Origin of the sequence: Acidithiobacillus sp. YTS05 (assembly GCF_024396695.1) — a bacterium.
Taxonomy (GTDB): domain Bacteria; phylum Pseudomonadota; class Gammaproteobacteria; order Acidithiobacillales; family Acidithiobacillaceae; genus Igneacidithiobacillus; species Igneacidithiobacillus copahuensis.
The window spans coordinates 932664-944699 of sequence record NZ_CP094359.1 but is presented as its reverse complement, the minus strand read 5'-3'; the positions used below and the strand labels follow the sequence as shown (position 1 = coordinate 944699).

Genomic DNA, 12036 nt, shown 5'->3' with positions numbered 1-12036 from the left:
GCATGGTAGCCAAATCCGGCCAGACAAACAACGTCGCGACCGGCATCTGGACGCCATCATGTCCAGGGGCGAAGCGGGATAGAAGGCCTCGCCCCGGTGGATTGCGCTACTTCAAGCTGGCCATATCGATGACGAAGCGATATTTCACGTCGCTTTTCAACATACGCTCGTAGGCCGTGTTGACATAGTCCATGGGAATGACCTCGATGTCGGAGCCAATCCCATGCTCGGCGCAGAAATCGAGCATTTCCTGGGTCTCGGCGATGCCGCCGATGAGGGAGCCAGCGAGACTGCGACGCTTGAAGATCAGGCTCGCAACCTCTGGCGACGGATGTGGATGTTCCGGCACACCGACCAGGGTCATGGTGCCATCACGCTTCAGCAGTTGCAAAAAGCCATTGATATCATGGGGCGCTGCCACGGTGTTGAGAATGAAATCAAAGCGGTTTGCCTGCTTCGCCATCTGCTGGGCATCTTTGGAGATGACGACTTCATCGGCGCCCAGGCGCTTGGCATCCTCCATCTTACCCGGCGAGGTAGTGAACAAGACAACATGCGCTCCCATGGCATGAGCGAGTTTAACCCCCATGTGCCCCAGTCCCCCCAGACCAACGATGCCGACGGTCATCCCCGGTCCTACTTTCCAATGCCGCAATGGCGAATAGGTAGTGATGCCAGCACAGAGCAATGGCGCCACACTCGCCAGATCTTTCTCGTTGTGGGAAATTTTCAGGACGAAGGACTCCTTCACCACGATGCGCTGGGAATATCCTCCATAGGTATTCTCGCCGCCGAAAACCGGTCCATTGTAGGTGCCGGTAAAACCATTCTCACAATATTGTTCTTCACCCTCATGGCAAGAACTGCAGTGGCCACAACTGTCGACCATACAGCCTACCCCCGCCAGCTCGCCCACCTTGAACTTGCTGACGGCACTACCCACTGCCGTTACCCGACCAACGATTTCATGCCCAGGGACCGAGGGATAGAGGGTGTTATGCCACTCGTTGCGCGCGGTGTGCAGGTCGGAATGACAGACCCCGCAGTAGAGGATATCGATCTGCACATCCTCGGGACCAGGTTCGCGGCGATCCAGCTGAAAGGGGGCCAATGGGGTATCAGCGGCTTGAGCAGCGTAGGCTTTGACAGAACTCATGAGCATCTCCTTATAAATACCAACCGGTCGGTAGATTATAGGATAAACGCAGTGCCCTGGCAAAACCGCTAAAACCCTACAGCGCCTCTAAAGTATCTAAACAGAAGCTTCCACGCGACCAAGCGGGCAATTTTCGGGGCCGCTTATGCAGCAGCGACCCAGTTTTCCACCAGCAGTCCCGGATAGTCCCGGAAATCAGCCTCGTTGTTGGTAACCAGGGTAGCCCCCAAGCTAAGCGCATGGGCGGCAATGAGGCGATCGAGGGCATCACGACGGCGGTTTGGAATGGCCGCACGGAGAAATCCATAAGCCACGGATGCCTCTTCCTCAAAAGACACGATGGGGACACGGCTCACAATCAAACTCAGAATCTTTTCATCATGCGCCCGGTTGGCGGGCTGCATCTCGATACCTGCCCGCAATTCGGCATAGGTCACCGCCGACATGACCGCCTCTCCCTGTTCAAGCGTCTGAAATCGGGAAAGCAGGGAGGCTGGGCGTCGCTTGGCGAGATAAATGCAGATATTGGTGTCGAGCATGTACAGCATCGATCAATCCGGTTTTTCTGCGGTCTGATCGAAATCTCCCCAATCGCGTTCTTTTTGTTCGTGGAATTCTCGACCTCCTGCCATAAAATCCGGGCTGAACATCGCAAAAATGTCCGGCAAATCTGCCAAGGTCTTCTTTTCCAAAGGTTTAATCACCAAGGTGTTACCAACTCGCTCGATTTCCACTTCCTGGCTCGCCTCGACAATCGCTAGTTCCTTGGGAATCCGAATGGCCAGAGAGTTTCCACTCTTGAATACGCGGGTCTGCATGATGACCTCCTGAGCAATGTGTATACAGGATATACCGCGTGCGCAACTCCTTCAATCCACAGCCCCTTGCCCCAGCCGGTGTCCGACAAAAGTTTGTTGGCGAGTATTGCCGATGCTGGCGAACTTGCGCCATTGCACGCAAGAATTAAATGGAACGACCGAGCGCGAAACGGCTCAGATGACCGCCGTCGCCTCAGGCCCGAAGAGGCGGGCCTGCAACTGGTGGATCTGGTCGCGCAGGCGCGCTGCCTCCTCAAACTCCAGGTTGCGCGCGTGACGGTACATCTGCTCTTCCAGACCCTTGATCTGCTTCGCCAGCTTTTGCGGATCATCGGTTGCATAGGTGGCAACCGGCTCGGCAGCCTTGGCACGGCCCTTGCCGCTGCGGTGATAGACCCCCTCGATGATATCGGCAACGGGCTTATGGATGCCCTTGGGGGTGATGCCATGTTGGGTATTGAAGGCGAGCTGCTTCTCGCGCCGGCGTTCGGTTTCACGAATCGCCCGCTCCATGGAGCCGGTGACGACATCGGCGTAGAGGATGGCGCGCCCATGCAGGTTGCGCGCGGCGCGGCCGATGGTCTGCACCAGGGAGCGTTCGGAACGCAGAAAACCCTCCTTGTCGGCGTCGAGGATAGCCACCAAAGCCACCTCGGGCATGTCGAGCCCTTCCCGCAACAAGTTGATGCCAATCAATACATCAAAGACCCCGGCGCGCAGATCGCGAATGATCTCCACCCGCTCCACGGTCTCGATATCGGAATGCAGATAGCGACACTGGATGCCCAAATCATGCAAATAATCGGTCAGGTCCTCGGCCATACGCTTGGTGAGGGTAGTGACGAGAATGCGCCAGCCACTGGCGATCACCTGGTGGATCTCGCTCACCAGATCGTCCACCTGCCCCTGTGCTGGCCGCACCTCCACCTCGGGATCGACCAGCCCCGTGGGGCGCACCACTTGTTCGACAACGGCACTGGAGTGTTCCAGCTCGTAAGGGCCGGGCGTCGCGGAGATAAAAACGGTCTGCGGCATGAGGCGCTCGAACTCCGCAAACATCAGCGGTCGGTTATCGAGCGCCGAGGGGAGGCGAAAACCATATTCGACTAGGGTTTCCTTGCGCGAACGATCGCCCTTATACATGCCACCGAACTGCGGTACCGTCACATGAGATTCGTCCATGAACAGCAATGCATTCTCCGGCATATAGTCCATCAACGTCGGCGGGGGCTCCCCCGGCGCGCGTCCGGAAAGGTAGCGGGAATAGTTTTCGATACCCGAGCAGTAACCCAATTCTGCCATCATCTCCAGGTCGAAGCGGGTGCGCTGTTCCAGACGCTGCGCCTCCACCAGCTTGTTGGCCTCGCGCAGGGTTTCCAGACGCTCCCGTAACTCGTCCTTGATGTGTTCGATGGCCGCAAGAATGGTCTCGCGCGGCGTCACATAGTGGCTTTTCGGATAGACGGTGTAGCGCGCCAAACGGGTGATGGTCTTGCCGGTCAGGGGATCGAAGAGGGAAACGCGCTCGATCTCGTCGCCAAAGAGCTCCACCCGCACCGCCTCGTCTTCGCTCTCGGCCGGCCAGATATCGATGACATCGCCATGCACCCGAAAGGTACTGCGTTTAAGCTCCAGAGGATCACGACTGTATTGCATGTCAGCGAGACGCCGCAGGATGGCGCGCTGCTCCATCTGGTCGCCCTCCCGCAGATGCAGAATCATGCGGTGATACGCAGCTGGATCCCCCAGACCATAGATGGCGGATACGGTGGCAACGATGATCACATCCGGCCGTTCGAGCAGGGCCTTGGTCGCCGACAGGCGCATCTGCTCGATATGATCGTTGATCGAGGCGTCCTTCTCGATGAAGGTATCAGAGGACGGCACATAGGCCTCGGGCTGATAGTAATCGTAATAACTGACGAAATATTCGACGGCATTATGGGGGAAGAAGGCGCGCAGCTCGGCGTAGAGCTGTGCCGCCAGGGTCTTGTTCGGGGCCATGACGATGGCCGGCCGCTGCGTCTGCGCGATCACGTTGGCCATGGTGAAGGTCTTACCGGAGCCGGTCACCCCGAGCAGGGTCTGGAAGAATTCCCCGGCCTGCAGCCCCTGTACCAGCCCTGCGATGGCCTTGGGTTGATCGCCTTGGGGGGGAAAGAGGCTTTCCAGTACCATTTGCCGTTTTTCCATCTCGCCCTCGCTCTACCAGAAGCATCAAGCTTAGTCCGAGTTGCAGATGGGCGGAAGGGCGCTGATTCTCTAGTTCCGTGCTCGCGCCACGTCCCTAGTGTACATAAAAACTCTGCAGCCGAGCCTCGATGATCTTCGGATTCTCGCCCTCGGCTACCGCCACGAGTCCTTCGATCGTCATTTCCCGTAGATAACTGCGTTCGTGGACGATCCCTTTGATTTTGTTGGATACCGGCAAAAAAAAGATATTGGCCGAGCCGACACCGTAGATGGTGGCAACGAAGGCGGTGGCGATGCCGGCACCGAGCTTGGCCGGATCGGCAAGATTTTCCATGACGTGAATGAGTCCAAGGACGGCGCCGAGAATACCGATGGTGGGCGAGTAGCCTCCCGCAGATTCGAAGACCTTGGCTGCCTGCCGTTCGATGGCTTCCCGTGCCTCCAGCTCGACCAGCAGGGTATCACGAATTTTCTGCGGCTCAGTACCATCGACGAGCATTTGCAAGCCTTTGCGCAGAAAGGGATCGGCGACGCTGTCCAGGCTCCCTTCCAGGGCAAGCAAACCATTTTTTCGTGCCGTATGACTCCACTCCACCAATTGCTCGATCAAGGGTTGCGGATCGATAGCCGGCGCCTTCAGCACCCAGGGTAACATCTTGAGCGAGCGCACAAAGACCGGCAATTTGTACTGGATCATCACGGCACCGGTCGTCCCGCCAATGACAATGCAGAAGGCCGTGAGCTGGATGATGGAGGCAAGATTCCCGCCATCGAGAAACTGACCCAGCAGGATCCCGCCGATGGCAACCAGCACACCAATGATGGTAAGGAAATCCATCACGCCTCCTCACGCCAGTCGATGAGCGACGAACGCAGGCGCAAGACGGCCTGGCGCAGGATCTGGGACACCCGCGACTCGGTGAGATCCAGGACCTTGCCGATCTCGCGCAAGGTCAGATCTTCCTGGTAGTAGAGCGCCATGACCAGCCGTTCCCGCTCCGGCAGACGAGCAATCGCATGCTCCAGATCGCGCTGAAAATGCTGGGCGCTCAGAATCTCGGGGAGATCTTCGCCGTCATCACGCAAATGCTGCGCCACAAAGCTCTCGTTGTCGCTGGACAAATCCTCCAGATACAGTAACTGCCCGCCGCCATCGCGCAGGGCTTCCTGATACTCTTTCAGGGTCCAACCCAGATCTTCGGCCAGTTCTTCCTCGCTCACCGCGCGCCCGAGGCGCTGCTCCAGGCGCGCCATCCCTTTGGCAATCTTCTGCTCCCGCTGGCGCGCACGCCGAGGCAACCAGTCCTGCTCGCGCAGCTCATCCAGCATCGCCCCGCGAATACGGATCGCGGCGTAACTCTGGAAGGCCGCATCGTTGGCACTGCCCTCTTTTTGCTCCAGGGCATCAAGCAGACCCATTAGACCCGCCTGTACCAGATCTCCGAGATCGACGCTGGGAGGCAGCCGCACCAGCAGACGCTGTGCAATCCGCTGCACCAGGGGCAGATACTCTGCCACCTGCGCGCTACGCGTTGCACTGTCGATGATGCGGTCTGACATTCACGGTTGTCCGGCGGGGCCTTCCTCAAGCAAAAGGCGGGAGGAAAACAGATTTGCTGACGTTCCCGTCACCTGCCTGGGACTCGGCCAGGCGAGAATGGAATCAGCAAGGATACGAAAGGCCTTCGCCGCACCACTATCGGGAAAACGTAGCAGGAGCGGCTGCTGGGTGCGCACTGCGCTACGCAGGTACTGGTCCATAGGGATCGTTCCGGCGTGCCGAAGGTGGATTTCCAGGTACTGCCGTGCGACTGCGGCAAGGCGCGAGAAGAGCTTTTCGCCCTCGGTGGCGTCGCGGACCATATTGGTGACCACCGAAAAATCCCGCAAACCGTAGTCTCGACGTAACACCTTCATGAAGGCATAAGCGTCGGTGATGGATGCCGGCTCGTTGGTGACAACGACGAGGACGTGGTCAGCGGCCCGCGAAAAGCGTAAAACGTCTGGGCCAATCCCCGCAGCAAGGTCCAGGATCAGGTAATCGTAGCTTCGCTCCAAGGCGGCAAGGGCATCGAGCAGGCCAGACTGTTGTCGGACATCCAGATTGGCCATGTCCGCGATACCGCTGGCAGCAGGCAGCACTTCGATCCCCTCAGGACCCGAAAGGATGATCTCTGCCAGGGTCTTTTCTCCGGCCAGAACATGGGCAAGGTGATAACGCGGACTCAATCCCAGGAGGACATCCACATTACCCAGACCAAGATCCGCGTCGAAGAGGATCGTGCGCTTTCTGCGCGCCGCAAACGCCAGCGCCAGGTTGACGGCAAGGTTGCTCTTGCCAACCCCGCCCTTGCCACTGGCGATCGCCAAAACCCTGGCTGCCCCGCCCTGCATCCGCCGCAATCCGTCCGCCTGATCTCCGTAGTCTTGCATCGCCATTGGTGGCTCCATTATTTCACGCTTCATGATACCGACTGTTGCCACCGGCGGCGAGGGCGCCCGTAGCCAGCCCCATGGCATCCGCCAGGAAATCCCAGGTAACGGGCTGAATATCCTCAGGGACCTTTTGCCCATCACTAAGATAGGCGAGAGGCAGTTTTCTTGCCGCCAGCCACTCCAGCACCGCGCCACAGGCGGGTGCCTCGTCGAGCTTGCTCAGTATTGCTGCCGTGAGAGAGAGCTTGGCGTAGGGCTGCAATACCTGATCGAGACTCTGCTGGGCGAGACTTGCGGGTAGCAACAGCAAACGTCGCAGATTGTCGCCCAGCGCATCGAGCCACTGCAGTTGCTCGTTGAGACGCTCGTCACGCGGGCTGAGGCCCATGGTATCGATGAAAATCCAGCGCCTGCCCCGATGCTTCTGCAGAGCGGACAAGAGATCCTGCGGGCCGCGCAAGACCTCTACCGGCACCCCGAGGATCTTTGCGTAGATGTTGAGCTGCTCCACCCCCGCAATGCGGTAGGTATCACTGGTGAACAGGGCGACCGTCTCCGGACCATAGCGCAAGACCTGCTGCGCAGCGAGCTTGGCCACACTGGTTGTCTTGCCCGCCCCGGTCGGGCCAAGCAGCGCAATGATGCCGGCATCACCCAGGGGATCGGACAACGCGCCGATCTGCTCCTGCAGGACATGAATCATCCCTTCGCGCGCCCCCAACTCTGCTGCCGCACGTTCCAGCTGCGACAACAGCGCTGCGTGAAAACCAAGACCCTGCAAACGCGCCCGATCGAGAGCAGGAGGCGCCACACTATTGGCGACGGGCTGACGGCCCCAGCGCTTCTCGACGAGGGCACGCAATGCTTGCAATTCTTGCCGGACTGGTTCCGGTTTCTGCACTGCTCTCGTCTCTGTCTCCGTCTGCTCAGTCGCGGCCTGATCAATGACCGGCTTCTGCGGCTTGGCGGTGGCGGCGGCCATCAGCTCGGCTTCATCAAAGTCGATGGCGGCGACGATCTCCACCCCGTCGGCGAGATTGCGATTGGAGAGTATGACGGCGTCTGGCCCCAGGGCCTGTCGTATTTGTGTCAGGACCTCGCGCGTCGTGCTACCTTGGAATCTGCGCATCTTCATCGTCCATTCATCCTTTCAGAGCCATCAAGCGCCTAGAGTACCGACCACTCGGATGCGCTTGTTATCGGGAATCTCGCCATAAGAAAGCACCCGCAGGCGTGGCGCCGAGCGGGCCAGGAAGCGAGCCAGGAAACCGCGCAAGGGTCCCATGGCCAAAAGCACCGGCTGCATCCCATTCGCCTCCATCTGTTGCATCAACGTCCCCGCCTTTTCCAATACCTTCTGCGCCAAGCCCGGTTCGATCTGTTCACTCTGACCGTGTTCACTACTATTACGAAGACTATCATGCAATAACTGTTCCAGCGTTGCATCAAGAACCGCGACCGGCAGCTCGTTCTGCCCCGCAAACAGGTTCTGCACAATGTAAGGACCTAAGGCCTGACGAACGGCGGCAGTCAAGGCGTCGACATCCTGACTCTCGGCGGCATGTTCCGCCAAGGTTTCGACGATCGTCCGCAAGTCGCGGATCGGCACGGATTCCCGTAGCAGGTTCTGCAGGATCTTCTTGAACCTGTCGACCGAGAGGAGTTTGGGAATGACATCTTCAACCAGTTTGGGGGAACGAACGGCCAGATGGGAGAGCAGCCCCTCGACCTCCTCGCGCCCCAGGAGCTCGGCCGCCCGCTGCTGCAGCACCTGATGCAGATGGGTGGCGATCACGGTGGCTGGGTCCACAACGGTGTAGCCCAGGGCTACCGCCTTGTCACGGCTCTGGGCGTCGATCCACACCGCCGGCAAGCCAAAACTCGGGTCACGGGTGGGGGTGCCCTCGAGGGGGCCGAGGACATTACCTGGGTCGATGGCGAGAAGCAGATCCGGCAGGACCTCACCACTCGCTACCTCCACTCCACGGATGGTGATGCGATACAAGGTCGGGCGCAATTCGAGGTTATCACGCACATGTACCGCCGGCACGAGAAAGCCGAAGTCCTGCGCATATTTTTTGCGCACCCCGCGAATACGCGCCAGTAATTCGCCGCCACTTCCCTTGTCGACCAACGGAATCAGGCGGTAGCCTAGCTCCAGGCCGAGAGGGTCGACCGGTTCGACGCTATCCCAATTGACCTCCTCCGGCTCGCTTGCCGACGGCGGCGGACTCTCCACTTCCTTGGGGCGCTGACGCCGCCGCCACCACGCGTAGCCGCCGAGGACCAGTGCGGCACCGAGGAAGGGAATATGCGGCATACCGGGAATCAGCCCGAGCAGGGCAAAGATGATGGCCACGACGATCAGTGCCTCATCATTGCGCAGCAGTTCGCCCAGCAGTTGGCTACCCAGGTCAGTGCCGGTATTGACGGTACTGACGACAATGCCAGCGGCGATCGAAATGACCAGGGCCGGAATCTGCGCCACGAGGGCATCGCCGATACTGAGCAGGGTATAGTCGTGCGCAGCGGTGCTCAGCGACAGCCCATGCTGCCAGACGCCGATAATCAGGCCACCGATGAGGTTGATGAACAAAATCAGGATGGCAGCGATGGCATCACCGCGCACGAATTTACTGGCACCATCCATGGCACCGAAGAAGTCTGCCTCCTGGGCAATCTCCTGGCGTCGCCGTTGCGCCTCCTGCTGATCGATCAGGCCGGCGTTGAGGTCCGCGTCGATGGCCATTTGCTTGCCCGGCATGGCGTCCAGGGTAAAGCGGGCACTCACTTCCGCGATCCGCCCGGCACCCTTGGTAATCACCACGAAGTTGATGATGACCAGGATGGCGAAAACGATGATGCCAACGGCGTAATCGCCCCCTACAACAAACTGGCCAAAAGATTCGATGACGACACCGGCGGCGCCCGTACCATTCTGCCCGTGCAGCAGGATAATCCGGGCCGCGGCGACATTCAGGGATAGGCGCAGCAGGGTCGTCAATAACAATGCCGTGGGAAAGGCAGAGAACTCCAGAGGCTTGGTCATGTAGAGACTGACCAGCAGGATGATCAGGCCCAGGCTGATGTTGAAGGTGAAAAAGATATCGAGGAGAAAGGTCGGCAGGGGAATGATCAGCATCGCCAGGATCATGATCACCAGGATTGGCGCCGCCAGGGTGTGCCAGTTGATCCGGCGCAGTAAGCGCAGAATGCTATCCATCACTTATTTCCCTCCCTGATCGAGTTCGGCCGGGACTGACCATTGCTGCGGCAGTTCGGGCATCTTCCCAGGACGGGCGACCCGTAGCTGATAGAGATAGGCCAACAGTTCGGCCACCGCCCGGTAGAGGGTGGCCGGGATCTGCTGCTCCAACTCCACGTGGTGATACAAGGCACGCGCCAAGGGTGGCGCCTCGACCAGGGGGATCCCATGCGCGCGTGCAATTTCCCGGATTTTTGCCGCCACGACATCGGCGCCCTTGGCGAGCAGGACCGGCGCAATGTCCTTACCCTCCTCGTAGCGGAGAGCCACCGCAAAGTGGGTGGGGTTAGTGACCACCACACTGGCCTTGGGTACCGCCGCCATCATGCGCCGCCGCGCCATCTCCCGTTGCAGGCTACGGATCCTGCGCTTGACCTCGGGATTGCCCTCCTGCTCTTTCATCTCGTCCTTGACCTCTTGTTCGGTCATTTTGAGTTTTTCGTTGTAGGACCAAAGCTGAAATGGCACATCAAAGGCAACGATCAGCAGGGTACTGCCGGCCATGAAGACAAAGAGCAGGCCAAGCATGGCGAAGAGATGATGAATGGCAACCTGCGGGCTCTCGTGGATCAATCCCAGCAGGGCGCGACGCTGCGCGTAGACCAGGGTCACGCCAATGCCGCCAATCACCAGTGCCTTGAGCAGCGCCTTGACGAGCTCCAGCAGTGCATGCTTGGAAACCATACGTTGCAGCCCCGTCAGCGGATTGAGATGGGAAAAATCAGGCACCAAAGCCTTGCCACTGAAGTTCCAGCCCCCCAGAACCATCCCGGAAAAGAGCACGACCAGCACCAGAATCAACAAAAACGGCAGCAGCCATTCCAGGGCGAAGGTGGTCATCTGTACCAGTTGGCGCAACATATCGCGTTCGTTCAGCATCACCGCAGGCGACAAGTGCAATCCGGCCCGCAGAAAGTCGCTACTGGCAGAGGACAAACGCGCCCCAAAAAAGTAAAACAATACCGCCGCTGCGAGCAAAACCGCACTGGTGGAAAGCTCGCGGGAGCGCGGCACCTGCCCTTTCCGCCGCGCCTCCTCGATGCGTTTTCCGGTCGGCTGTTGGTTGCGCTCCTGCCCGCTCTCTTCGGCCATCGTTCAACCTCGCGCCGCTTGTAGCAATACCTGACCGCTGAGATGCAAAGAGATCTGCAGCAGTTGTCGCACCAGCATCTGCATGGCCGGCATCAGCAAAGCCAGGGCAATGAATCCCACGACAATCAACAACGGAAAACCGATGACAAAGAGATTGAGCTGTGGTGCCAGCTTGCTCAAGACCCCCAAAGCGATATTGATCAACAACAGCGCCCCCAGGACCGGCGCTGCAATTGCCAGACCCAGGGAAAAAACCATAGCGCCCGCCGCTGCCAGGCTGTGCCAGGCATCTGCGTGGAGAACGATCTGATCACTTACCGGAAAAATCGTGAAACTGCGATCGAGCACCACCAACGTCAGCAATTGCCCGTTCAGGGCCATGAAAAGCAACAGCACGACAAGATTCAAAAAATTGGAGAGAGTGGGAATCTCCACGCCCGTCTGCGGATCAAAGAAGGTACTGAAGCCGAGCCCCATCTGCAGACTGATGACCGATCCGGCAAATTGTACTGCACTGAAAATCAGGGTCACGGCAAAGCCAATACTGACGCCGATAAGGATCTGTTCGATCAGCAAGAGCACTCCCCCGCCGCTCAAAAAATCCACTGGCGGCATGGCCGGCAAGGCCGGCGCCAGCGCCACACTGAGCAGCACTGCCAGACCAACCCGTACCTGTATGGGGATTTGTGTCGCACTGAATACCGGCGCGGTGCTGAGAAAGGCCAGAATCCGCACGAAAGGCCAGAAAAAAGCGCCGATCCAGTGGTCTATCTGCAGGCTACTGATGCTGATCATTGGCTGATCAATTGCGGAATCTGCTGAAACAGATGGGTGGTGTAGCTCATCATCAGTTGCAGCATCCACGGGCCAGCGATCACCCCCACGAGGGCAAGCACAAGGACCTTGGGCACAAAGCTCAGAGTCATTTCATTGATCTGCGTTGCTGCCTGAAAAATGCTCACCAATACCCCAACCACCAGAGCGACGCCAAGAAGGGGAAGAGACAGCCAGAGTGCCGTCCAAATTGCATGCTCAGCCACGGTAATGACACTACCCGGACTCATTTTTGCCTCCTT

General features: G+C 58.9%; 12 protein-coding genes. All 12 read right to left on the bottom strand.

Going from position 1 to position 12036, the window contains the following annotated elements; genetic code table 11:
• Positions 1–106: 106 nt before the first annotated feature.
• Complete coding sequence (locus MQE22_RS04755; RefSeq protein ID WP_215871940.1) at positions 107–1156, bottom strand: NAD(P)-dependent alcohol dehydrogenase; 1050 nt, start codon at positions 1154–1156, stop codon at positions 107–109.
• A 143-nt stretch (positions 1157–1299) separates the two neighbouring features.
• Positions 1300–1704 (bottom strand): type II toxin-antitoxin system VapC family toxin, encoded by a 405-nt coding sequence (locus MQE22_RS04750; protein ID WP_215871941.1) that lies wholly within the window; start codon positions 1702–1704, stop codon positions 1300–1302.
• 3 nt (positions 1705–1707) lie between these two features.
• Positions 1708–1974 (bottom strand): antitoxin, encoded by a 267-nt coding sequence (locus MQE22_RS04745; protein WP_215871942.1) that lies wholly within the window; start codon positions 1972–1974, stop codon positions 1708–1710.
• A 174-nt stretch (positions 1975–2148) separates the two neighbouring features.
• Positions 2149–4167: an excinuclease ABC subunit UvrB gene (uvrB, locus tag MQE22_RS04740; protein WP_215871943.1), complete on the bottom strand. Its 2019-nt coding sequence runs from the start codon at positions 4165–4167 to the stop codon at positions 2149–2151.
• 94 nt (positions 4168–4261) lie between these two features.
• Entirely contained in the window at positions 4262–5005 is a 744-nt protein-coding gene (locus MQE22_RS04735; protein WP_215871944.1) for a flagellar motor protein, read from the bottom strand.
• The gene (gene fliA / locus MQE22_RS04730; protein WP_215871945.1) at positions 5005–5727 is read right to left on the bottom strand and encodes an RNA polymerase sigma factor FliA; all 723 of its coding nucleotides are present in this window, start codon (positions 5725–5727) and stop codon (positions 5005–5007) included. The genes MQE22_RS04735 and fliA overlap by 1 nt, the downstream gene beginning before the upstream one ends.
• Positions 5728–6606: a MinD/ParA family protein gene (locus MQE22_RS04725; RefSeq protein ID WP_215871946.1), complete on the bottom strand. Its 879-nt coding sequence runs from the start codon at positions 6604–6606 to the stop codon at positions 5728–5730. It lies immediately after the preceding gene.
• 16 nt (positions 6607–6622) lie between these two features.
• Positions 6623–7738, bottom strand: coding sequence for a flagellar biosynthesis GTPase FlhF (gene flhF / locus MQE22_RS04720; protein ID WP_215871947.1), 1116 nt, complete (start codon positions 7736–7738; stop codon positions 6623–6625).
• 24 nt (positions 7739–7762) lie between these two features.
• Positions 7763–9826 (bottom strand): flagellar biosynthesis protein FlhA, encoded by a 2064-nt coding sequence (gene flhA / locus MQE22_RS04715; RefSeq protein WP_215885396.1) that lies wholly within the window; start codon positions 9824–9826, stop codon positions 7763–7765.
• Between the two features lie 3 nt (positions 9827–9829).
• Complete coding sequence (flhB, locus tag MQE22_RS04710) at positions 9830–10960, bottom strand: flagellar biosynthesis protein FlhB (protein WP_215871948.1); 1131 nt, start codon at positions 10958–10960, stop codon at positions 9830–9832.
• A 3-nt stretch (positions 10961–10963) separates the two neighbouring features.
• A complete protein-coding gene (gene fliR, locus MQE22_RS04705) occupies positions 10964–11755 on the bottom strand; it encodes a flagellar biosynthetic protein FliR (RefSeq protein WP_215871949.1) in 792 nt (263 codons plus the stop codon).
• A complete protein-coding gene (fliQ, locus tag MQE22_RS04700; protein ID WP_215871950.1) occupies positions 11752–12024 on the bottom strand; it encodes a flagellar biosynthesis protein FliQ in 273 nt (90 codons plus the stop codon). Before fliQ ends, fliR begins: the two co-directional genes overlap by 4 nt.
• Between the last annotated feature and the right edge of the window lie 12 nt (positions 12025–12036).